The sequence below is a fragment of the Streptomyces corchorusii genome (assembly GCF_001514055.1).
GTDB lineage: Bacteria > Actinomycetota > Actinomycetes > Streptomycetales > Streptomycetaceae > Streptomyces > Streptomyces olivaceoviridis.
Genome location: NZ_KQ948357.1, coordinates 77,620 through 98,699 on the forward strand (window position 1 = coordinate 77,620; position 21,080 = coordinate 98,699).

At 72.9% G+C, this 21,080-nt stretch carries 22 protein-coding genes and 1 pseudogene; 6 read left to right on the top strand and 17 right to left on the bottom strand.

Features of this window, described 5'->3' with window-relative positions:
• Positions 1-11 precede the first annotated feature (11 nt).
• Positions 12-512 (bottom strand): tetratricopeptide repeat protein, encoded by a 501-nt coding sequence (locus AQJ11_RS18835; RefSeq protein ID WP_244218294.1) that lies wholly within the window; start codon positions 510-512, stop codon positions 12-14.
• Positions 513-627: 115 nt separating this feature from the next.
• On the opposite strand from AQJ11_RS18835, the gene AQJ11_RS18840 reads away from it, so the two are divergent.
• Positions 628-1,020, top strand: coding sequence for a hypothetical protein (locus tag AQJ11_RS18840; RefSeq protein ID WP_175252129.1), 393 nt, complete (start codon positions 628-630; stop codon positions 1,018-1,020).
• Positions 1,021-1,103: 83 nt separating this feature from the next.
• On the opposite strand, the gene AQJ11_RS18845 is transcribed toward AQJ11_RS18840, so the two are convergent.
• From AQJ11_RS18845 to AQJ11_RS18865, 5 genes are all read right to left on the bottom strand, one after another.
• On the bottom strand, positions 1,104-2,669 hold the full coding sequence (locus AQJ11_RS18845) for a DUF1996 domain-containing protein (protein ID WP_059263816.1): 1,566 nt from the start codon (positions 2,667-2,669) through the stop codon (positions 1,104-1,106).
• A gap of 180 nt (positions 2,670-2,849) precedes the next feature.
• A complete protein-coding gene (locus AQJ11_RS18850) occupies positions 2,850-3,869 on the bottom strand; it encodes an NAD-dependent epimerase/dehydratase family protein (protein WP_208616562.1) in 1,020 nt (339 codons plus the stop codon).
• Positions 3,870-4,167: 298 nt separating this feature from the next.
• Positions 4,168-4,743, bottom strand: a complete 576-nt coding sequence (locus tag AQJ11_RS18855) for a winged helix-turn-helix domain-containing protein (RefSeq protein ID WP_058080290.1) — start codon at positions 4,741-4,743, stop codon at positions 4,168-4,170.
• Between the two features lie 494 nt (positions 4,744-5,237).
• Positions 5,238-6,269, bottom strand: a complete 1,032-nt coding sequence (glnII, locus tag AQJ11_RS18860) for a glutamine synthetase (protein WP_014672306.1) — start codon at positions 6,267-6,269, stop codon at positions 5,238-5,240.
• A 199-nt stretch (positions 6,270-6,468) separates the two neighbouring features.
• Positions 6,469-6,933 carry a MarR family transcriptional regulator gene (locus tag AQJ11_RS18865; RefSeq protein WP_014672305.1) on the bottom strand — a complete coding sequence of 155 codons (465 nt, stop codon included), beginning with the start codon at positions 6,931-6,933 and terminating at the stop codon, positions 6,469-6,471.
• 50 nt (positions 6,934-6,983) lie between these two features.
• Here AQJ11_RS18865 and AQJ11_RS18870 point away from each other — a divergent pair, with 50 nt between their 5' ends.
• Complete coding sequence (locus tag AQJ11_RS18870; RefSeq protein ID WP_107120849.1) at positions 6,984-7,856, top strand: alpha/beta fold hydrolase; 873 nt, start codon at positions 6,984-6,986, stop codon at positions 7,854-7,856.
• Positions 7,857-7,859: 3 nt separating this feature from the next.
• On the opposite strand, the gene AQJ11_RS18875 is transcribed toward AQJ11_RS18870, so the two are convergent.
• Together AQJ11_RS18875 and AQJ11_RS18880 are read right to left on the bottom strand one after the other, a co-directional pair.
• A complete protein-coding gene (locus AQJ11_RS18875; RefSeq protein WP_059263819.1) occupies positions 7,860-8,525 on the bottom strand; it encodes an RlpA-like double-psi beta-barrel domain-containing protein in 666 nt (221 codons plus the stop codon).
• A 119-nt stretch (positions 8,526-8,644) separates the two neighbouring features.
• Positions 8,645-9,016: an arsenate reductase family protein gene (locus AQJ11_RS18880; RefSeq protein WP_058080287.1), complete on the bottom strand. Its 372-nt coding sequence runs from the start codon at positions 9,014-9,016 to the stop codon at positions 8,645-8,647.
• 163 nt (positions 9,017-9,179) lie between these two features.
• Between AQJ11_RS18880 and AQJ11_RS18885 the strand changes: the two genes are divergently transcribed.
• Positions 9,180-9,494 carry a hypothetical protein gene (locus AQJ11_RS18885; protein WP_059263820.1) on the top strand — a complete coding sequence of 105 codons (315 nt, stop codon included), beginning with the start codon at positions 9,180-9,182 and terminating at the stop codon, positions 9,492-9,494.
• Between the two features lie 53 nt (positions 9,495-9,547).
• Here AQJ11_RS18885 and AQJ11_RS18890 read toward each other — a convergent pair whose 3' ends face one another.
• The gene (locus AQJ11_RS18890; RefSeq protein ID WP_059263821.1) at positions 9,548-10,729 is read right to left on the bottom strand and encodes a winged helix DNA-binding domain-containing protein; all 1,182 of its coding nucleotides are present in this window, start codon (positions 10,727-10,729) and stop codon (positions 9,548-9,550) included.
• A 121-nt stretch (positions 10,730-10,850) separates the two neighbouring features.
• Positions 10,851-11,555, bottom strand: coding sequence for an alpha/beta hydrolase (locus tag AQJ11_RS18895; protein WP_244218295.1), 705 nt, complete (start codon positions 11,553-11,555; stop codon positions 10,851-10,853).
• Between the two features lie 118 nt (positions 11,556-11,673).
• Here AQJ11_RS18895 and AQJ11_RS18900 point away from each other — a divergent pair, with 118 nt between their 5' ends.
• The gene (locus AQJ11_RS18900) at positions 11,674-11,949 is read left to right on the top strand and encodes a hypothetical protein (RefSeq protein ID WP_059263823.1); all 276 of its coding nucleotides are present in this window, start codon (positions 11,674-11,676) and stop codon (positions 11,947-11,949) included.
• Positions 11,950-11,968: 19 nt separating this feature from the next.
• Here AQJ11_RS18900 and pspAB read toward each other — a convergent pair whose 3' ends face one another.
• From pspAB to AQJ11_RS18925, 5 genes and pseudogenes are all read right to left on the bottom strand, one after another.
• Entirely contained in the window at positions 11,969-12,553 is a 585-nt protein-coding gene (gene pspAB / locus AQJ11_RS18905) for a PspA-associated protein PspAB (protein WP_059263824.1), read from the bottom strand.
• A 3-nt stretch (positions 12,554-12,556) separates the two neighbouring features.
• Positions 12,557-13,477 (bottom strand): zinc metalloprotease HtpX, encoded by a 921-nt coding sequence (gene htpX / locus AQJ11_RS18910; RefSeq protein WP_059263825.1) that lies wholly within the window; start codon positions 13,475-13,477, stop codon positions 12,557-12,559.
• A 129-nt stretch (positions 13,478-13,606) separates the two neighbouring features.
• Positions 13,607-14,963 (bottom strand): annotated as a pseudogene (locus tag AQJ11_RS18915) (hypothetical protein).
• A 47-nt stretch (positions 14,964-15,010) separates the two neighbouring features.
• Complete coding sequence (locus tag AQJ11_RS18920) at positions 15,011-15,265, bottom strand: SCO2583/SCO2584 N-terminal domain-containing protein (protein ID WP_014672294.1); 255 nt, start codon at positions 15,263-15,265, stop codon at positions 15,011-15,013.
• Positions 15,266-15,364: 99 nt separating this feature from the next.
• Positions 15,365-16,324, bottom strand: coding sequence for a GlxA family transcriptional regulator (locus AQJ11_RS18925; protein WP_382587176.1), 960 nt, complete (start codon positions 16,322-16,324; stop codon positions 15,365-15,367).
• A 140-nt stretch (positions 16,325-16,464) separates the two neighbouring features.
• On the opposite strand from AQJ11_RS18925, the gene AQJ11_RS18930 reads away from it, so the two are divergent.
• Entirely contained in the window at positions 16,465-17,055 is a 591-nt protein-coding gene (locus AQJ11_RS18930) for an isochorismatase family protein (protein WP_059263826.1), read from the top strand.
• A 70-nt stretch (positions 17,056-17,125) separates the two neighbouring features.
• On the opposite strand, the gene glnA is transcribed toward AQJ11_RS18930, so the two are convergent.
• Complete coding sequence (gene glnA / locus AQJ11_RS18935; RefSeq protein WP_014672291.1) at positions 17,126-18,535, bottom strand: type I glutamate--ammonia ligase; 1,410 nt, start codon at positions 18,533-18,535, stop codon at positions 17,126-17,128.
• Between the two features lie 210 nt (positions 18,536-18,745).
• Here glnA and AQJ11_RS18940 point away from each other — a divergent pair, with 210 nt between their 5' ends.
• Positions 18,746-19,216 carry an RDD family protein gene (locus AQJ11_RS18940; protein ID WP_058080281.1) on the top strand — a complete coding sequence of 157 codons (471 nt, stop codon included), beginning with the start codon at positions 18,746-18,748 and terminating at the stop codon, positions 19,214-19,216.
• Positions 19,217-19,331: 115 nt separating this feature from the next.
• Here AQJ11_RS18940 and AQJ11_RS18945 read toward each other — a convergent pair whose 3' ends face one another.
• On the bottom strand, positions 19,332-20,990 hold the full coding sequence (locus tag AQJ11_RS18945) for an FAD-dependent oxidoreductase (RefSeq protein ID WP_059263827.1): 1,659 nt from the start codon (positions 20,988-20,990) through the stop codon (positions 19,332-19,334).
• Positions 20,991-21,080 lie beyond the last annotated feature (90 nt).

Genomic DNA, 21,080 nt, shown 5'->3' on the forward strand with positions numbered 1-21,080 from the left:
GGACGAGTGGTTCACACCCCGGGCTCGACCAGCGCGCGGGCGTAGTTCGCCATCGACCGCTGGTAGCGCGGCAGATGGGGGGCGAGCGCGCCGAGCACCAGGGACAGGCCCTCGCGGTCGCGGCCGAGGCTGGACAGGCACAGGGCGAGCGTGGCCCGTACCGCGTCGTCCAACTCGTCCGAGGGCGCGTCAAGTTCGGGGGTGAGCAGCTCGACGCCCTCCTCCGCCCGGCCGGTGTTCCGCAGCGAGCTCGACAACTGGATCTTCGCCCGGCGGCCCTTGTACCCGTCGAGTCCGCGGGCCAGCGCCTCCCGGTACAGCGGCACCGCCTTGTCGGAGTGCCCGGTGGAGTCCCAGGCGCAGGCCTGCTCGAAGGGCCCGAGCGGGCTGTCGTCCGGCAGTTCGGCGACGAGCGTGTCGATCAGGGCGCGGAACTCGTGCGCGCGCTCCTCCGGATACGTGTCGAAGGCGGCCCAGGCGGCGGCCACGCGGTCTTCCCAGTTCTGGTTCACCGCGTCACCCTCGCACACCCGTGCGCGCCCGGTCACCGGATTTGAGCGCAGCGCGCGCGGGAGCCGTATCCGAGGGCGCTGGGGCATGCTCGGCCCACCGGACCGGAGGAAACAGATGAGGTTGACAGGACTGCTGCTCGGCGCCGCGGCCGTACTGACGCTGGCGGGCTGCGGCTCGGGCGGCACGACGGAGTCCGTGCCGCCCACCGCGACCGGCAGCCTGGAGCACCTGGCCGCCGAGGTGAAGTGCGCGCCGAACATGCAGACCGACGCGGACGAGATCCGCCAGGCCATCTGCCGTACCGGCGAGGGGAAATTCATCCTCGCCACCTTCGCCACCGACCGCGGCCAGCGTGAGTGGATCAACGACGCGAAGGACTACGGCGGTCACTACCTGGTCGGCCGCAAATGGGTCGCCGTCGGCGACGACGGGGTGGTCAAGGCGCTGCGCGGCACGCTCGGCGGCGACCTGGAGGACGGCGCCGACCACCACGCGCACAGCGGCTGACGAGCGCCTTCGGGCACGGCGAAGGCCGGTGACGGGGGGGGGGGGGATCGTCACCGGCCTTCTGTCCTGCGCCCGTTACGGGATCACGAGCAGTTCTGACCGCGGTTCACGCAGTTGGCGATCTTGTTGGCCAGACCGTTCTTCGTGACGCTGATGAAGTCGTCGTGGTCCGTGGCCGCCTTGTGCAGCTGCTCCGGGAACCCGTCCACCGCGTAGGCGTTCTTCACCTGGCCGTTCTGGACGGTCGGCGGCTTGATGTCGTACACCAGCCGCATCGTCAGCTGCGGGATCGCCTTGAAGCCGTTCTGGCAGTTGCCGTTCGCGTCGGCGAACGCGACGTGCGTGCGGTGGTTGGCGCTGTCGACGTTCTGGCCGTCCCAGCAGCTCTGGAAGGCGAACGTGCGCACCACCTTGCTGCCCTGCGGGCAGATCGGGTACTGCGTGGTCAGCTGGACCTTGTTCTCGAAGCCGGTGCAGCTCCAGTGCGCGTTGGCGTTGGCCAGGCCGTTGGTGGTGGTCTTGGCGTCACCGGTGATGATCCGCAGGAACTGCGGCATCGCCACGACCTTGCTCCGCGGGCTGCCCACGTACTTGATCTGCGCCTGCACCGGGGTCAGGATGCGGCCGACGTTGCCTTCCTTGCCACCGCCGTCGGCGTTCTGGTCGAAGTCCTGGGTGCCGTCCTGGACGCGGACCACCGGCCAGTAGTACGACGACAGGTCGTTCTGGTTCTGGCAGCTCGTGGCGGCCTGGAGGAACGTCTGGTTGCTGGAGAAGGCGTTGACCTTCTGGTTGCCGACGTAGTCGTGCAGGTGGTGCGCGCCGTTGGCCACACCGGGCGCCACGATCACGTTGTCGGTGTTGTGGTTCTTGTTGGCGTTCACACCGCAGCGCGTGGTGAAGGTGCCGGTCGAGGCGTTGCGGCCGGCGCGCGGCTTGGCCTTGACGTTCGCCTGGACCTTGGTGATGTCCACGAAGTCGGCCGCGACCGGGCCGTTGCCGGCCTGCCCGCCGATGTTGCCCTGCTGGCCGTTCTGACCCTGCTGGCCGTTCTGGCCTTGCTGCTGACCGCCGTTCTGCTGCTGGCCGCCCTGTTGCTGACCGCCGTTCTGCTGTTGACCGCCCTGTTGCTGGCCGCCGTTCTGCTGCTGGCCGCCGGCGGTGGTCTGGTTGGCGTTCTGCGCCGTGCAGGTGGCCAGGGTGTCCAGGCTGGCGGGAGCGGTGCCGCCGACGCGGGTGATCTCCAGCTTGATCCGGTCGAGGATCACCTTCCGCCGGTCCTGGAGCGGCTGGAGGATGGAGTTCTGCACGAAGCTCGCGTCCCTGGCCTGCGCGTCCCGCGTGGTCGCCAGACGCTGGTAGGCGTCGGTGATCTGGCGGTCGAGGTTGGCCAGTTCCCCGGCGACCTCGGTACGGGCCTGCGCCGGCACGTTGGTGAGCTTCTGGCCCACGTCCGGGCAGGAGAGGGTCGCGACCTGCGCCGTCGCGGCCTTCGTCTGGTTGCCTCCCCACGACTGGTTGTCCGACTCGTGAGCCGAGGCGTAGAAGTTCGCCCAGATCAGCCCGCCCCCACCGAGCGCTAGGGCCGCCGATGCGGCTATGGCCTTGGTGGCCAGCGGCGTACGGCGTTTTCGTGTGTTGCGTCCCATGGAACTCCTCTGACTTCCTTGCGGGGCAGCATCGAGGCGCCCGACAGGAGTGAAGCGGCGCCCTTCCATACGGACGCCGCCCCTCAGGTGTTCAGCGGTCTCACGAATTCCTCACGGAACCACCGTGTGACAGCGGCCCCAACCTCCGCCTGCGCAGCGGAAGTTCACGGACATCGGTGGTCATGTCGGGTCGTTCCCGGTCCGTGCCAGCAGCTTCGCCTCCACCTCCGGGTCCAGGCCCTTGCGGGTCCGGTCCGGGCGCTGGGGCGCGCTGCCGCCGATCCGCGTCAGCCACCGCCAGGTGTCCGCGACGGTCTCGCCCACCGGCCGGCACACCAGCCCCGTGGCCACCGCCCGCGAGACGTCCGCGCCGTGCACGGCGTCGTACATCTCGCCGCCTGGCGGCACCCACACCGGCAGCTCGGTCCACGGCTCGATCCCGGCCTCCAGGATCGGCTCCGGGTCGGTCCAGCGCAGCTCCGCGTCCGCGCCGGTGACCCGCAGGCACGCCTGGAGCAGCTCGCCCATGGTGGTGTGGCCGGGCGGGCTCACCAGGTTGTACGGCCCGGACAGCCCGCGCTCCAGGGCGCCGAGCAGCCACTCGGCGAGGTCGCGCACGTCGACGTACTGCACGGGCAGTTCGCGCGGGCCGGGGGCCAGGACCGGGCCGCCGCGGGCGATCCGGGTCAGCCACCAGGGCAGCCGGCCGACGTTCTCGTACGGGCCGAGGATCAGCCCGGCCCGTACCAGCAGCGAGTCCGCCGCGCCGAAGGCCCCGACGGCGGCCAGTTCCCCGCCGCGCTTGTCCCGCGCGTAGTCCGTGGCCCCGGCGTCCGCGGCGGCGCCCTCGACCAGCGGGGCGTCCTCCGCGCCGCCGCGCGGCCAGGGCCAGGCGTACACCGACCGGCTGGAGACGTACGCGTACCGCCCGGCCCGGCCGCGCAGCAGCCGGGCCGCCTCGTGCACGGCACGCGGGGCGGCCGACCAGGTGTCCACCACGGCGTCCCAGCCGTCGCCGCCGTCCGCCGCGAGGGCGGCGAGGCCGTCGGGCGCGGTGCGGTCACCGTGCAACGACCGCACCCCGGCCGGCGGTTGGTGCCGTCCCCGGTGGAAGACGGTCACCTCCCAGCCGCGTCCGAGCGCGCCCTCCACCACGGCCCGTCCCACGAACTCCGTTCCGCCCAGCACGAGAAGTCTCATGCCGGGATCGTGCCCGGTCCGGGACCGTGGCGACGCGGGGCTCTGCCGAGGGCAGAACGTCCGGTGGGACGCGGCTGCCGTGCCCCTGCCACCCGGCCTCCACCGGTGCCGCCCGCCCGCCGACCCCGGCGACCGCCGACGCCCCCACCCCGGCCGAGCGCGCCTTCGCCGGCACCGGTCGGGGCGGTACTCGGGTGGCCGTACCGGTTCCGGCGGCCTGCCCCGGGCCCCGCCGGTACCGTGCGGTCGGCGGAGCCCAGGTCCGTGGGGGTCGGCGGACCGGCCGCAGGGGGAACCGTCAGCGGGCGGTCGGCGGGGTGTACTTGTAGCCGACCCGGCGTACCGTCTGGATCGCCTGGCGGTGCTCGGCGCCCAGCTTGCGGCGCAGCCGGGCGATGTGGACGTCGACGGTGCGGCCGTCGCCGACGTGGCCGTAGCCCCACACCGTGGTGACCAGCTGGTCGCGGGTGTGCACCCGGTGCGGGTGCGCCACCAGGTGCGCCAGCAGCTCGAACTCCAGGTACGTCAGGTCGAGTTCACGGCCGTCGACGCTGGCGGTGCGCCGCACGGGGTCGATCCGCACCGGCGGTTCGGTGCCGGGGTCCGCCTCGCTCTCCGGCTGGTCCGGGACCGCGACCGGCAGGAACGGGGGCCGCTGGTCGGCGGGGACCAGCACCAGGTAGCCGACCATCGGCGGCTGGCCCGGCAGGGTGGGCAGGGCGTGCTGCGGCGCGGGCAGCCAGGTGGCGCCGGGCGGCAGGAAGTCCGCGACGTCCACCACCTCGTCCCGGTCGACGGCTCGCAGCCGGTGCCGGGTGCCGTTCGCGGCGGGGGCGGTCAGGGTGGCGGTGGAGAGGGAACGGGAGGTCGCCATGAGAGGTCAGCTCTTTCGCGCGAGGAGTTCGTCGGAAGGTGCGGCGGCCGCGATTCGTGGTCGGGCGCGCCGGAGGACGTACGTCGTTCCGCGCTGGCCGAAGGCCGGGGTGTACGGCTTTAGAGGGCCCGCGCGTTCCTCGCGGGGCGACACACACGGTCGAAGTCGTGGTGCTGACGGGAAGGCCAGAACGGCTCAAGGTCGTGGCGACCCGTCGCGGTGATCTGCTGGAAGCCGTCCATGCGCCCATTGAAGCAGAGGCGTGCGCCGGGCAGGAGCCTCCTCTCACTGCTTGGACGCGTCCTTGGCGTGAAATTGACGTTGCGTTCACCCGGAACCCCGGATTTCCGCCCTGGTCAGCGGCCTGCCGCAGTGCGCCGGTGACCGGATCGCCGTCTCATTCCTCGGACAGCGGCGAGGTGAGGACGGGGCCCTGACACGCGCGAAGGGCGCCCGCCGTCATGGCGGGCGCCCCTCGGACGCGGCGGTACGGATCAGACCTGGCCGGCCTTCTCCAGCGCGGTGCAGCAGGTGTCCACCAGCAGGCGGGTCACCACGTACGGGTCCACGTTGGCGTTCGGGCGGCGGTCCTCGATGTAGCCCTTGCCGTCCTTCTCGACCTGCCACGGGATGCGGACCGAGGCACCGCGGTCGGAGACGCCGTAGGAGAACTTGTCCCAGGGGGCGGTCTCGTGCAGGCCCGTCAACCGCTCGTCGATGCCGGCGCCGTAGCTCTTCACGTGGTCCAGCGGCTTCGAACCCTCGCCGAGCGACTCGCACGCGGTGATGATGGCGTCGTAGCCCTCGCGCATGGCCTTGGTGGAGAAGTTGGTGTGCGCGCCCGCGCCGTTCCAGTCGCCCTTGACCGGCTTCGGGTCCAGGGTCGCGGAGACGCCGAAGTCCTCGGCGGTGCGGTACAGCAGCCAGCGGGCCACCCACAGCTGGTCGGAGACCTCCAGCGGGGCGAGCGGGCCGACCTGGAACTCCCACTGGCCCGGCATGACCTCGGCGTTGATGCCGGAGATGCCGAGACCGGCCTTCAGGCAGTTCTCCAGGTGGGCCTCGACGATCTCCCGGCCGAAGATCTCGTCGGCGCCCACACCGCAGTAGTAGCCGCCCTGCGGGGCCGGGAAGCCGCCCTCGGGAAAGCCCAGCGGGCGGGAGCCGTCGAAGAAGGTGTACTCCTGCTCGATGCCGAAGACCGGCTCCTGCGCGGCGAACCGCTCGGCGACCTCGACCAGCGCGGCGCGGGTGTTGGACGGGTGCGGGCGCATGTCGGTGTCGAGCACCTCGCACAGCACCAGGATGTCGTCGCCGCCGCGCACCGGGTCCGGGCAGGTGAAGACCGGCTTGAGCACACAGTCCGAGGAGCGGCCCTCGGCCTGGTTGGTGGAGGAGCCGTCGAAGCCCCACACCGGCAGCGCGTCGAGACCGGCCGGGGCACCCGTGATGACCTTCGTCTTGGAACGCAGCTTGGCCGTCGGCTCGGTGCCGTCGATCCAGATGTACTCAGCCTTGAAGGTCACGGGGGCCACATCCTTCGGGGGTGGGTCGGGTGCACTCGTGGGTGCTGCGGCGCTGCGGCACCGGTGCGCCGCTCGATCTGCCGGGCAGCCTGTCAACAGGCCGTTTCCCGTCCATTGCTCGTCTGTGAACCCCGTGTTACCTGGTCTTTCTGTGTCCGGGCTCACCCGGTGAGGCCGCGCCGGGTGAGGTACCGGCCGCTCACCGTCCGCCGGCGGCGGCCTCGCGCACGCCGGTGAGGAAGCCCCGGATCGCCGCGAGCTGGTGGTCGTCGTAGCCGCGCAGCAGCTCCACCGACCGCTCGATCAGCGGCCCGAAGAAGTCCTGGCCGAGCTCCACCGCGCGGTCCTCCACCTCGATCACCACCCTGCGCCGGTCCCGCTCGCCGCGCACCCGGCGCACCAGCCCGGCCCCCTCCAGCCGGTCGACGAGCGCGGTCGTACCCGCCGAATTGAGCCCGAGCACGCCGCCGAGCCGCCCGGCGCTCATCTCCTCGCCCGCGCGCCGCGCGTCCATGAGCGCGATCAGTGCGCGCACGTCCGTGGGGTGCATGCCGTTTCGCTGTGCGAACCGGCCGCTGTGCAGGCCGAGTTCCACGGTGGTGGCGCGCAGCAGGTGGACGATCTCCAGCTCGGGCCCCGGGGCGGGGCCGGACGGGGTGGACACGGGCAGCCTCCCGGCTATCATCTCGCTCGGCGAATATCTTGCTGAGCGAGATGATAGGGGGCGGTACCGTGGCCGGACACGACCGGGAGGCGTACCGGGTTGCGTACGACAAGGTGATGGCGAAGTGGCCCGCCGACCGTGAGGCGCTGACGGTCGCCACGCCCTTCGGCGAGGCCCACGTCAACGTCTGCGGCCCGCGGGACGCGCCGCCGCTGCTCCTGCTGCCGGGCGGCGGCGGAGCGACCTCCGCCTCCTGGTACGCGCAGGCCGCCGGCCTCGCCCGGATCCGCCGGGTGCACGCCGTGGACCTGCCCGGCGCACCCGGGCTGAGCCGGGCAGGCGACCGCCACCCCCGTACGGTCGCCGACCTGGCCGAGTGGCTGGACGCCGTCCTGGACGGCCTCGGTGTCGGTGCGACCGACCTCGGCGGCCACTCCTACGGCGGCTGGATCGCCCTGCACCACGCGCTGCGCGCGCCCGCCCGGGTGCGCCGTCTGTTCCTCCTGGACCCGACCCAGTGCTTCGCCGGGTTCAAGACGGCGTACCTGCTGCACGCGCTGCCGATGCTGCTGCGGCCCGCACCCCGCCGGGTCCGCGCCTTCCTGGAGTGGGAGACCGGGGGAGCGGCGCTCGACCCCGACTGGCTGGCGCTCCAGGAGGCCGCCGCCGGCTTCCCGGCCGCGAAGCCGGTGACCAGGCCCCGCCCGGCGCCGGACGCGCTGCGCGCCCTGCGGGTGCCGGTCCTGCTGCTCGTGGCCGCGAACAGCAGGACCCATGACCCTCACGAGGTGGTGGCGCGGGCCGGTGCGCTGCTGCCGCACGCGGAGACGGCCATACTGCCGGACGTCTCCCACCACGCGCTGCCGCAGACGGCACCGCCGGCCCTGATCCGCCACCTCACCGGTTTCCTGTCGGCTCCCTGAGCCTCACCCCACCTTCTCGATCACCGCGCGCCGGATGAGGAACTTGCCCGGTTCCCGGACCTGTTCGAAGGCGGCGTTGTTGAGCAGGACGCAACTGCCGGAGACGGACGTCACCTTCACCGTGGTGGACTTGTCGTTGTCCAGGTTGGTGACCTTCAGGGTCGTCCCCGCCGGGAACTGGTCGCTGGACGCGGCCGGGGCGCCGCCCTCGCCGGAGAGCGTCACGGTGGAGCCCTTGCACACCTGCCGGCCGCCGCCCTGCTGGGCGCCCCCGGCCTGCTGACCGCCGCCCTGCGGGGCCGCGCTCTGCCCGGCGTCGCCGCCCTGCGCCGCCTGGGAGCCCTGAGCCGACTCCCCAACGGTGCAACCGGACGCCTTCTGCTGGACCTTGATCTGCTCGACGACCGCCTGCCGGTTGGCGATCCGGGCCGCCGACTGCGCGTCCGGTTTCGCCTTCTGGTCCGCGATGAACCTCTCGTTGTTGCCGAGGGCCGTGGCCAGCCCCTGGCAGACGGTCGAGTCCCCGGCGGACAGCGTCCTGGCGTCCTGCGGGCCCTGCGCGGCGTTGGAGGTGGACGCCAGGGCGAACGCCCCGCCGCCCGCCACCGCCGCGGCGCCGACGAGCAGCGCGAGCTTCTTCTTCGTACCGAGAGTTCTCCTGCGCGACATGCGCGCCTCCTGAAGAGGTAGGGGAGCGTACGCCGCTATGTACGAGATACCGAACGAGGCTGCTCAGCGGTCGCGGGAGTCGGTGAAGTGACCTGCATCACCCAGGAGTTGATCCGCTCTCAGCCGTTGCCGCTGTGGGAGAGGGCCTCCCGTACGGCCTCCTCGCTGCGGGCCACCAGCGCCGTACCGTCGTCCGCGGTGATGATCGGGCGCTGGATCAGCTTCGGGTGCTCGCTGAGCGCGGTGATCCAGCGGTCCCGCGCGCTCTCGTCCCGCGGCCACTCCTTGAGCCCCAGCTCCTTGGCGACCGGCTCCTGGGTGCGGGTGATGTCCCACGGTTCGAGGTGCAGCCGGTCGAGTACGGCCCTGATCTCGTCGGCGCTCGGCACGTCCTCCAGGTAGCGGCGGACGGTGTACTCGGCCCCCTCGGCGTCGAGCAGGCTGATCGCGCTGCGGCACTTGGAACAGGCCGGATTGATCCAGATCTCCATGCCGCACACGGTACGCGAAACCCGTTCTGCACCCCCGTCACTGGAGCCCCGAAAGCCCTTGTGGCCAGGGGCTTTTGTCAGTGGTGGCCCGTAGAATAGAAGCAGTGTTCGAGGGTGCGCGCCGGACTTCGGTGGGTGCCCTGACCGCGACAGGAGGATGCCTGTGCCCGCTGCCGCCCTGAAGCCGAAGCCGTTGCCGACCCAGTCCACCGCCCAGCGTTCCGTGCTGTTCGACTCGCCCTACGAGCCCGTGGCGAAGCGACCGCTGCCGGCCGGACGGCCGCGCGAGTGGTACGTCACGCACAACCGGCGCCTGAAGGCCATGCGCCTGGCCATAGCCCTGCTCGACTCCGGGGTGTACCTGCCGGACCAGGCCCGGAACGAGACGATCCGCGGCACGGCGGAGCGGATCGGGATGCGCCCGCCGTCCGACACCACGTGCCACATGGTGCGGGCACTGATGCGTTACTCGCGCTGAGCCGGCCGCGGTGCCGGGTGCCCCGCGTCACCGGCGCGGGGCACCCGGCACCGTCACGCCGTCAGTTCCCGCTCCAGCGGGGTCCGGAAGCGCGGGGTGATCCGGGTCGCGCCCAGCCGGCCGCGCAGGCGCTCCGCCTCCGCCGCGACCTCGGCCGCGGCCTCCCGGCGGACGCCCTCCTCGGGGATCCGCCAGACGATCTCGCCGTCCGCGCGCTGGGCCCAGCCGCCCACCACGCGGCCGTTCCACCACACCGTCGGACCCACGTTGCCGCTGCGGTCGAAGAGCAGGGGGCGCAGCACCGGGTCCAGGTACCAGTCGCGCCGCTGCCACGCCATGGCCGTGGGATCCAGGGCGGGCAGCAGTGCCGCCCAGGGCGCGCCCGGGCCCGTCACCGGCTCCGCGTCCCCGGCACCGACGTATCCCGTGCCCTCGTCCAGCAGGACCTCCTCGGCGCCGATCGCCGCCAGCGCGCGGCGGACCTCCCGGAGCGTCCAGCCCGTCCACCACTTCAGGTCCGCCTCGGTCGCCGGGCCGCACGCCCGCAGCCAGTGGCGCAGCAGCGTCGCCTGGGCCCCGGCCACGTCCAGCTCGGGGTGGGGCGGCGCCGGCGCCCAGCGGAACTGGCTCGACGTCCAGGAGCCGAGCGGACGGCCCCGAACCACCTTGCCCTCCACGCCGAGCACGCGCAGCAGGCGGGTCGAGACCGTGTGGACGCCCTCGTAGCTCTTCCCGGCCGCGTGGACGAACCGCTCGCGCAGGCGGGGCTCGTCCGCCGCCAGCTCCGCCGCCGTCGCCTGGCCGCGCCGGGCCAGCGCGGCGAGCGTGGCCTCCTCCACCTCCGCCAGCCACGCCGCGTCCGGGGCGCCGGCCAGTGCCATGTCCCGCAGCAGGCTCGCGCGCTCACGGGCGGCCACCGCGAGGCCCGTCGAGGCGTGGACGACGGCCGTCAGGTCCGCCGGGAACACGAACACCGTGTGCCGCATGCCGTGCATCCGCACCAGCGTGCGGTCCTCGTACAGCGCCCGCTCCGTCTCCGGTACCGCCCGCGCGGGGTCGGTCAGCCGGGCGGCCACCGCCAGGTGCACGGTCGCCGGGTCCGAGCCGTGCAGGGCGACCAGGGAGGCCGCGACCTCCTCGGGCGTCACCGCCCGTGCCGCCCCGGCCAGCCGGTGCCGCACGGCCAGCCGGGCCCGCCGCTCCACCACGTCGACGTACCGCCGTCCCTCCGCCATACCGTCCTCCCCTTCGGCTCGCGATGCGTTGCCGCCATGGTCGCCGGTGCCACTGACACCGCGCGGGGCGAGGCGGCGGAGCCGCGCGCCGATGGCGGCCCCGCGGCCCCCGCGGGCCGGGCTACAGCAGGGTCTTCACGAACTCCCGGCGGTCCTCGGGGTGGTCGTGGAGCCACAGGCCCACCATGTGGTCGGCGTCGGGGAGGTCGAAGCGGGTGCAGCGGGCGCGGGTGGAGAGCGCGTCCTGGACGGCTCGGGTCACCGCCGGGGGGATGATCGCGTCCGTGCCGGGGACCGCGAGCACCGCCCGGCCCTCGTACGAGCGGAACGCCTCCAGGGCGGGGGAGTCGCGCCAGCTCCCGGGCGTGCGGATCAGCTCCGAGAAGCGGCCCTCGCCGGTGCCGAACGGCACGTCCCAGGCCTCGGGCGTGTAGACGGCGGGCGCGCCCAGGCCCACCGCCGCCACCCGGCGCCCGTAGTGCCGTACCAGGTCCGCCACCGTCTGCCCGCTCATACTGAAGCCGACCAGGACCAGCGGGTCGTCCCCCGGGACGTGCGAGTCGAGCACCGCCACCGCCTGCTCGTACCGCCGCCGCAGGCTCAACTCCGCGAGCGCGCCCGTGCTTTCGCCGTGGCCGGAGAAGTCGAACGCCAGGGCGCGGCAGCCGTGGGCGGCGAAGTCGGCCAGGAGGGGCAGCAGCCGTTGCTTGCTGCCGTTGCCCGCGCCGTGCAGCAGGAGTGCCGTGGTGCGGCCGGGCCGTCCGGCGCTCACCCCGCTGAGCCGTTCGCCGTCGAACGGGTGGCTGAAGTCGGTGAGTTCGTTCATGCGGGCCATTCACTCACGGCCGCTCGCGCCAAGGAAAAACGGGGTGCACCGAAAGTCACGGCATCCCTACGCTGAGCGAAGGCAACCGCATCCCCCGACGCACCCCAGGAGGCCCGTCATGCGTGGCGTTCTCGCGACCGGGACCGTCGTCCTGGTGATCCTCGGAACCGGAAACCACCTCTGGTGGCTCGCCGCCGTCGCCCTGCTGTATCTGTACGCGACGCACGGCCGCGGCTCGCCCGGCACCATCCCGCCGGCCGGCCCCGGCGCCCCGCCCGACAGCTACCGGGCGTACCGGGACCGCCGGGACCGGCAGGCCGAGTGGGAGCGCCGCTACCGCCGTGAGCGGCCCGTCGAGGCCCGGCGGCAGGCGCGGGAGAAGAGCGGGAGGTGAGCGGGGGCGTCGCCGGCCGTCACAGGCCGGGGGCGCCCCACACCGGGAACCAGCGGCCGAGGTCCTGCTCGATCCGCAGGTCGTCGCCGAGCGTGGCCCGGAGCTGGAGCTCCAGCGCGGTGTCCCGCCGCTCGGCGGCGCCGGGCAGCGGGGCGAACGGGTAGAACGTGCCGCGCTTGTAGAGGTAGACGAGCGCCAGCTTCCGGGCGGTGCCGTCCGTGAACCCGGCCAGCGAGCACAGCAACTGCGGGCCGAAGCCGTTGACCTCCAGCGAACTGTTCACGGCGTGCAGATCGTTGACCAGTTCGGGCAGCTGGTCGGGGGAGCGCCGGGACACCAGCCAGGAGTAGCCGTAGCCGTCCCGGCGCAGCTCCACCGGCGGGCCGGTCCGGTCGGTGTCCGCGTCCAGCAGCGCCTGCACCTCACGGTGCATCTGCTCGAAGGCCGCGCCCTCCACCGTGGCGAAGCACACCGCCCCGACCCCGGTCGGCGTGAAACCCGCCGCCGCCTCCAGCGTCACGGCCGCCGACGGCAGCGCGAAGAGCTGGTCGAGATCGGGCGCGACGGGTTTCGTACGGCCCAGCAGGATGTCCAGCAGCCCCACCGGTCAGCCCGCCTTTCCCGGGGTGGCGGCCTCGCCCAGCTCCGCCGAGATCCGGCCCAGCTGCTCCAGCCGCTGCTCCAGGGTCGGGTGCGTGGAGAAGAACCGCTCGATGCCGGGCTCCCGGCCGGCCGCCGGGGTGAAGTAGAACGCGTTGAACGCCTGGGCCGTGCGCAGGTCCTTGGTCGGGATCCGGGCGATGTCCCCGGAGACCTTGGTGAGCGCCGCCGCCAGCGCCGACGGCCGGCCGGTCAGCTGCGCCGCGGCGCGGTCGGCCGCCAGTTCCCGGTACCGGGACAGCGACCGGATCAGCAGGAAGCTGATCGCGTACACGGCCGCCGAGACGCCCAGGACCGCCGCGAAGACCGCGGCCGTGTTCTGGTCCCGGCGGCCCGAGCCGAAGACCTGGGAGTAGAAGGCGAACCGCACGACCAGGCCCGCGAGCACCCCGAGGAACGACGCGACCGTGATCACGGCGACGTCCTTGTGCCGCACGTGCGACAACTCGTGCGCGAGCACGCCCTCCAGCTCCGCCGGCTCCAGCCGGCGCAGCAGCCCGGTGGTCACACAGACGACCGCGTGCTCGGGGCTGCGCCCGGTCGCGAACGCGTTCGGCATGTCCATCGCGGACACGGCGACCGCCGGCTTGGGCAGGTCCGCGATCGCGCACAGCCGGTCCACCACGGCGTGCAGCTCGGGATACTCCTCCCGCTCCACGACCCGCCCGCGCATGGCGAACATCGCGATCCGGTCGGAGAACCAGAACTGCGCCACGAACAGCGCCCCGATCAGGACGGCGACCAGCACCCAGGACTTCAGCAGCACGATCAGTGCAGCGACGAAGCCCACGTACAGCAGCCCGAGCAGGAACAGCGTGAGACCCATACGCACGGTCAGCCCTCGATCGCTCCGGAACCGGCTCCGCATCTTGCATCACCCCGCAGTCAGGCACTCGTCCCGCTGTCCAGTGTGCACCTGTGGATTGCCATGAGCTGGTCCCGAACGTCCCCAGGAGCAGCAAAATGTCCCTGTGTGTCACCGGTGCGGTGCCGTGGGTCAGCCCAGCAGGGCGCGACCCCGGGCCAGCAGCCGGGCGGCCTCCGGCTCCGACCGGCTCCCCGCTCCCCACCGCAGTGCGCGCCGCACCACCGCTGCCGCCCGCGTCCGCAGTCGCTCGTCGGGACCGCCGAGCAGCGCCACGGCCGCCCGCAGGCGTACGACCTCGCCGTGCGCGTGCAGTAGCCGCCACGCCGACACCCGCACCCAGCGGGGGAGCGCCGGGTCCAGCCGCCGCACCAGTTCCCGCTCCGGCAGCCCGGCGGCCGACGGCAGCAGAGCGAGCGTGGCCTCGCGCACCACGCCGGGTGCCGGGTCGTCGAGCATCCGCCACATCCGCCGTACGTCCGTCACGTCCAGCGTCCGCAGCCCGGCCACGGCCCGTGCCCGCACCCCCGGTGCCGGATGATCCAGCAGCGGCCACAGCAGGGGGGCGTCCGCGCGCGTCCCGCACTCCGCGAGCCCGATCGCGGCACCGGGCGGCAGTGACGGGTCGGCGGGCTCGGCGCAGCGGGCCCGGTACCAGGGCAGCGGATCGGTTCCGTGCTGCCGCAGGACGTAGCGGGCGCAGGCCCGCACCAGCGCCGACCGGTCCGCGAGGAAGTCCACCGCCCGGTCCGGCCGGGCCAGCCGCCGCAGCGCGGTCACGCCGGCCGACCGGGCCCGCGGGCTGCGGGCGCCGAGCAGAGCGTCCAGCACCTTTGCCGCGGTGTCGTGCGTGACGGCGGTGAGCGCCGCGTCCGCGCACAGCGTCTGGACGACGGCGTCGTCGTCGCGGGCGGCGGCACGGGCCAGTTCGGCGGGGGAGAGGAAGCCCTCCTCCACGGCGAGGCCGTACGCGAACCGGCGTACCGCACGGTCACCGGACGCGAGCAGCGGGGCCAGATGGTCCCGGGGCGCACCGCCGCAGGACGTCGCCGAGCAGGCCCATGGCGAAGTCACCGCGGTGGCGGTCGCCCAGGCGCAGGATCAGCGGGGCGAGCGGTGCGGCCGTCACGGAGTCCAGCGCCTCGGCGAGCCGGTCACGGGCCCGTGCCCGCACCGGCTCCGCCCAGTCGGTGCACCGCACGACCACCAGGGGGAGCAGCGCCGGACGGCCGGCGACCCGGCCCAGCGCACGGTGCCGGACCCTGCCGTCACGGTGGCACAGGGCGACGGCGAGCCGGGCGTCGCTCAGCGGACCGTCGGCGGCCGGCGCGGTGAGCAGGGCGCGCTCGCCGGCCGACGGCCCGCTCCACCCCGCCGCCCGCACACCCTCGTCCAACTCCAGCCAGGCCGCCGGGTCACCGGTGTCGAGCGCGTCCGGCAGCGCCACGCCCTCGGCGAGGCGGAGTGCCGCCGCGACGCCTGCCCGCATGAACGTCTCCTGCCCGTGTCGTCCGCCCGCTGCTTCCGGCCCGGCTCCTAGTACGGCGAGCGCATCTGGGCGTACCCCAGCAGCACGATGACCACCGCCACGCAGCCGAGGACCACGGCCGTCGAGACCCAGGAGGACCGGCGCGGCACCGGGTCCGGGTCGGCGCGGAAGGGCGCCGGGTTCGGCGGGTTCTCCTTCCAGCGGGCGGCGAGCATCCGGGCCCGGGCGGAGGGCTCCTTGTGCTCGGCGGAGTTCGCCCAGGTGTGATCGAACTCGCGCTCCCAGTCGTTCTGTTCCGGCATCCCCGTTCAACCTCTCTCGTCCGACACGATCCGGAGGGATGATCTCCCGACAGTAGGAAGTTTGAGAAGCGGGAAAGGTTGCACGGCGGCGGAAGCCGGTCAGCCGGAGCGGCGGAAACGGCTCCGGTACTCCGTGGGCGTCGTGTCGAGCTTGCGGCGGAACGCCCGGATCAGCGTGTCGGCCGTACCGAAGCCGCACGCGGTGGCGACGCGGTCCAGGGTGTCGTCCGTGGTTTCGAGCCGGTTCCGCGCCGCCTCGACACGGGCCGCCTCGATGTAGGCGGCCGGGGTCATGCCGAGCTCCGCCTTGAAGATCCGGGCGAGCTGGCGTTCGCTGACGTGGGCGTGCCGGGCGAGGTCGGCGAGGGTCAGCGGCCCGGTGAGGTGCTCGGCGACGAAGTGGCGCAGATCGGCCATGCGCGGGGTGCTGGAGACGGGCTCGACGGGCACGCTGAACTGGCTCTGCCCGCCCGGCCGCTTCAGGTACATGACCAGCTGCCGGGCGACCCGCAGGGCGACGGCCTCCCCGAAGTCCTCGGCGACCAGCGCGAGGGACAGGTCCAGGCAGGCGGTGATGCCCGCGCCGGTCCACACCCCGCCGTCCCGGATGAAGATCGGGTCGGCGTCGACCTGGACGGCGGGATGCTCGGCGGCGAGCTGCCCGGCGGTCGACCAGTGGGTGGTGGCGCGCCTTCCGTCCAGCAGGCCGGCGGCGGCGAGCAGATGGGCGCCCACGCAGACGGACGCCACGCGCCGGCTGCGCGCGGCGAGCGTCCGCACCTGGGCGACGACGGCGGGATCGGCCAGGGCCTGCACCCGCCGCTCCTCGTCGACCTCGACCGAGCCCGGCACCAGCAGCGTGTCGATGGCCCGCCCGGACACCTCCGCGAAGGTGAGGTCGGGCAGTACCCGCACCCCGGCGGCGGTCGTGACGGGCTCCATGGCCGCGGCGGCCAGGACCACCTCGTAACCGGTCTCCTGGCCGGTCTCCCGCCGGAGCAGCGCGAACACCTCCGGCGGTCCGGTGACGTCCAGCAGGTCGACGCCGTCGAACAGCATGATCACGACGAACCGCCGGCTCCCGCCCACGCCCTCCCCCTCCGGATGTCCGGATCTGCAAGTTACCCGACATTGCTGCCATGCGGGGGCGGCTCCTAGCGTGATCACGTACCCACCACACCACCGAGGAGAGGGCCGTCATGCCCACCACCACGCTGCGCGAACTGAACGGCCTCGACCAGACCCCGGCCACACCGGCCGGCTCCACGCTGATCCTGGTCGACTACCAGAACACCTACACGCGGGGCGTGCTGGAGCTGACGGGCTGGGACGCCGCGCTCGACGCCGCGGCCGGACTGCTGGCGACGGCGCGGACCGCGGGCGCCCGGGTGATCCACGTCGTCCACGACGGCGGCCCGGGCACCCCGTACGACATCCGCGCCGAGATCGGCCGGATCCACCCCCGGGTCGCCCCCGCCGACGGCGAGCCCGTCGTCGTCAAGGGCGCCCCCGACGCGTTCCACGGCACCGGCCTGGGCGAGCACGTGGACGCCGCCGGCCACCAGGACGTGGTGATCGCCGGCTTCATGACCCACATGTGCGTCCTGTTCACCGCCCAGGGCGCGTTCCTGCGCGGCAACCGCCCCACCGTGGTGGCCGACGCCTGCGCGACCCGCCCCCTGCGCACCCCGCAGGCCGAGGTGACCGCGGACCAGCTCCACCACAGCGCCCTCGCGACCGTCGCCGATCTCTACGGCGTGGTCGTACCGTCGGCGTCCGCGCTGACCTGAGCCGGGAACGCCGAGGCCCCGCCGTTCCCGGGGGAGCGGCGGGGCCTCGGTCGGCGCCTCAGCGCGTCGATCACACGTCGAAGTACAGCTCGAACTCGTGCGGGTGCGGGCGCAGCTGGAGCGGGGCGATCTCGTTGGTGCGCTTGAAGTCGATCCACGTCTCGATCAGGTCGGACGTGAACACGTCGCCCTGGAGGAGGAACTCGTGGTCGGCCTCCAGCGCGTCGAGGACGGCGTTCAGCGAGGTCGGGACCTGGGCGACGTTCGCGTGCTCCTCGGGAGCCAGCTCGTACAGGTCCTTGTCGATCGGCTCGGCCGGCTCGATCTTGTTCTTGATGCCGTCCAGGCCCGCGAGGAGCAGGGCCGAGAAGGCCAGGTACGGGTTGCCGGAGGAGTCGGGCGCGCGGAACTCGACGCGCTTGGCCTTCGGGTTGGAACCCGTGATCGGGATGCGCATCGCGGCGGAGCGGTTGCGCTGCGAGTACACCAGGTTGATCGGCGCCTCGAAGCCCGGCACCAGACGGTGGTACGAGTTCACCGTCGGGTTGGTGAAGGCCAGCAGCGACGGGGCGTGCCGGAGGATGCCGCCGATGTAGTAGCGGGCGGTGTCCGACAGACCCGCGTAACCGGCCTCGTCGTAGAACAGCGGGTCGCCGTTGCTCCACAGCGACTGGTGCACGTGCATGCCCGAGCCGTTGTCACCGAAGATCGGCTTCGGCATGAAGGTCGCGGTCTTGCCGTTGCGCCAGGCGACGTTCTTCACGATGTACTTGAAGAGCTGGAGGTCGTCGGCGGCGGCGAGCAGGGTGTTGAACTTGTAGTTGATCTCCGCCTGGCCGGCCGTGCCCACCTCGTGGTGCTGGCGCTCGACCTTCAGGCCGGACCGCTCCAGCTCCAGGGAGATCTCGGCGCGCAGGTCGGCGAAGTGGTCGACCGGGGCCACCGGGAAGTAGCCGCCCTTGTAGCGGACCTTGTACCCGCGGTTGTTCTCCAGCGCGCCGGTGTTCCAGGCGCCCGCCTCGGAGTCGATGTGGTAGAAGGACTCGTTCGCGGAGGTGGCGAAACGCACGCTGTCGAAGACGTAGAACTCGGCCTCGGGGCCGAAGTACGCGGTGTCCGCGATCCCGGTCGACGCCAGGTACGCCTCCGCCTTCTTCGCCACGTTGCGCGGGTCACGGGAGTACTGCTCGCCCGTGATCGGGTCGTGGATGAAGAAGTTGATGTTGAGGGTCTTGTCGCGGCGGAACGGGTCCACACGGGCCGTGGACAGGTCGGCACGCAGAGCCATGTCGGACTCGTGGATGGCCTGGAAACCACGGATCGACGATCCGTCGAAGGCCAGCTCCTCGTCCGGGTCGAACGCCTCAACGGGCACCGTGAAGTGCTGCATGACGCCCGGCAGGTCGCAGAAGCGGACGTCGACGAACTTGACGTCCTCGTCCGCGATGAACTTCTTGGCCTCGTCGGCGTTCTGGAACATCCAGCTCCTCCTACTCCCGACCGTCCTCGCCGGGGTGGTAGATCGTTCGTGCGGCCAGTGCGGTGGCACACGCTGGTCTCGACCCTAGGGACGGGTGATTTCTCGGGCGTGACCCGTTTGTTTCGCAGAAGTTAACCGGCCACGTGTCCACCGTAGCCCCGACACACCCCTGTGCGTAGTGCCCGAAACCGGGCACAGTACCGTGGAGGCGTGGACAACAGGCAGGCAATCGGATCGTGGCTCTCCGGACCGCGCGCGGCCATGGAAGAGGCGGGCGCCGACTTCGGGTACCGGGGCGAACAGCTCGGTCTCCCGGAGCACGGGCCGAACTCGATCGCACGGCCGGGACGGCGCCTCGGCGCACTCGCCGTGGACTGGGCGCTGTGCGTCCTGATCGCATACGGCCTGATCACGGACGGCTACCGCGCCCCCGCGACGAGCAACTGGGCGCTCGGTGTCTTCTTCGTCCTGAGCGTCCTGACCGTCGGCACGGTCGGCTTCACCCCCGGCAAGCGCCTCTTCGGCATCCGGGTCGTGGCCCTGCGGACGGGCACGGTCAACCCGGGGCGCGCCCTGCTGCGCACCGTCCTGCTCTGCCTCGCGATCCCCGCCCTGATCTGGGACCGCGACGGCCGCGGCCTGCACGACCGGCTCGCGAAGACGGTCGAGGTCAGGATCTGACCGAGCGACCCCGGTGACCGCCGGGGACGGCCGGGGTACGCGTCCGACCGCGTGCTCCCGGCGGCCACCGGCCACCGGGACCACCCACCGGCTCACCCCCGCCGCGGCACCGCCGTCACCCCTTCCGCAGCACCGCCCTCAGTACCGCCCGCAGCTCCGTCTCCGGGTCGGTCGCGGCGGCCGTCGCGCGCCAGGCCACGAAGCCGTCCGGCCGTACCAGCACCGCGCCGTCCGCCGTCGTGCCGTGGAGCGCCGCCCAGTCGGTGCCGGCTCCGGGGCCGTCCCCGTCGTAGGCGAGGTCGGCGTTCGCGCCCGTACCGATCCGGTACGCCTCCAGGCGTACGCCGTCCGTGCGGGCGATCCCCCGGGCGGCGGCGTGCCAGGCCCCGCCCGCGGCCGACCCGGCGTCGCAGAGCAGCACCAGTGACCGCTCGTAGAGGTCGATCGTGGAGAGCCGGTCGCCCGCGCGGCGCAGCCACAGGTGCGGCGCCCGGCTGCCCGGGTCCGCGGTCAGCCGCACCTCGTCGGGTACGACCGGCTGGGCGGGGTCGGCGCCGATGAGGGCCCCCTCCAGATAGCGGTAGGCGAGGACGACGGGGAGGATGCCGCTGCGCGGGCCGCCGCCGACGCCGGGCGTGGGCGCGAAGCCCGGGTGGCTGTGCTCCACCGAGCGGGCGGAGGCGCGGGCGCTGGTCGCCAGCGCGACGGGCCGGCGCTCGCTGTCGTAGGTCTCCAGCAGGTCGGGCCCGGCCCAGCCGTCGAGGACGGCGGAGAGTTTCCAGGCCAGGTTGTGGGCGTCCTGGATGCCGGTGTTGGAGCCGAAGGCGCCGGTCGGGGACATCTCGTGGGCGGAGTCGCCGGCCAGCAGCACCCGGCCCGCCGTGTACCGCTCGGCGACGCGTTCGGCGGCGCGCCAGGACGCCTTGCCGGTGATCTCGACGTCCAGGTCGGGGACGCCGACGGCCAGCCGGATGTGCCGCTGGAGCCGCTCCTCGGTGAACTCCTCCAGCGTCTCGCCCTGCTCCGGGTGCCAGGGCGCGTGGAAGACCCAGTGCTCCTTGTTGTCGACCGGCAGCAGGGCGCCGTCGGCCTCCGGGTTGGTGAGGTAGCAGCAGATGAAGTGCCGGTCGCCGACCGTCTCGGCGAGCAGCTTGGACCGGAAGGTGACGCTCACGTTCGCGAAGAGGTCGCCGGGGCCGCTCTGCCCGATGCCGAGCCGGCGCCGGACGGGGCTGCGCGGGCCGTCGCACGCGACCAGGTAGTCCGCGCGGACCGTGTACAGCTCGTCGCTGTCCCGGTCCCGGACGAACGCCGTCACTCCTTCGGGGTCCTGTTCGAAGCCCTCCAACTCGTGGAAGTACCGCAGGTCCCCGCCGAGCGCGCGGGCCCCCTTCAGCAGCACCGGCTCCAGGTCGTTCTGGCTGCACAGGCACCAGGCCGTGGGGCTGAACCTCGCCAGTCCGCCGCCCGGGTCGATGTGCTTGAACAGCCATTCGCCGGCGCCGCCGACCAGGGTCGGGGTCTGGAGGATGCCGTGGTTGGCCGCGAGCAGCGAGGCCGCCGCCTTGATGTCCGGCTCGATGCCGGCCACCCGGTACAGCTCCATCGTCCGCAGGTTGTTGCCGCGGCCACGCGGGTGGATCGAGGTCCCGGAGTGCCGCTCGACGAGCATGTGGGGTACGCCGAGACGGCCCAGGAACAGGGAGAGGGACAGGCCCACCAGCGAACCGCCCACGACGAGGACGGGCACCTGGTGATCGGCTTTGTGCTGCATCAAAGCTCCAGAGGCAGGGGTCGGGATGTGAGGCGCGTTGCTGTTTCTGTGCCCTGTGGGACGGCTTTCGCGTGCTCAATCACCCACGTG